We start from the raw sequence: 403 nt of genomic DNA on the forward strand, positions 1-403 counted from the left end.
CATTCGCCACCGAGCGAGCCGTATGCGCAGCTGCGCCCGGGGTAATTCGCCGGCTTCGCCATGGGCGTTTGGCGAATCAGGCACCTGTCCGTTGCGTTTGGGCCGACCATCGCTACTTTTACTGACTGGCTCCCGAGGGCGTGACCGTGGTGCTCGATGAAGGGGTGCCCGCGACGGGTGCTTCGCGCGATGCCGATGGGGCGCTCGCCGCCGCGCTTTCGCTGGTGCTGTTCGCCGCTGAGCTTTGCCCCGGCGTGCCATTCTCGCCTGCGGTGTTATTACTCATCACGCCGCTGCTGCCCGAGTCCATGCTATTGCTGCTCTTGTCGTCTACTTTTTTGCAGGCGGCCGTGCCAATCGCACATGTGACGGCGAGGAACGCTATTGATAGATAACCCAGATT

General features: G+C 62.5%; 1 protein-coding gene. It reads left to right on the forward strand.

Annotation, left to right across the window (positions count from 1 at the left end):
* The first annotated feature begins 140 nt into the window (after positions 1-140).
* Positions 141-395, forward strand: a complete 255-nt coding sequence (locus SB753_RS35080) for a hypothetical protein (protein ID WP_410804650.1) — start codon at positions 141-143, stop codon at positions 393-395.
* The last annotated feature ends 8 nt before the right edge of the window (positions 396-403 follow it).

The sequence above is a fragment of the Paraburkholderia sp. SIMBA_053 genome, assembly GCF_046534895.1.
Classification (GTDB): Bacteria; Pseudomonadota; Gammaproteobacteria; order Burkholderiales; family Burkholderiaceae; genus Paraburkholderia; species Paraburkholderia caledonica.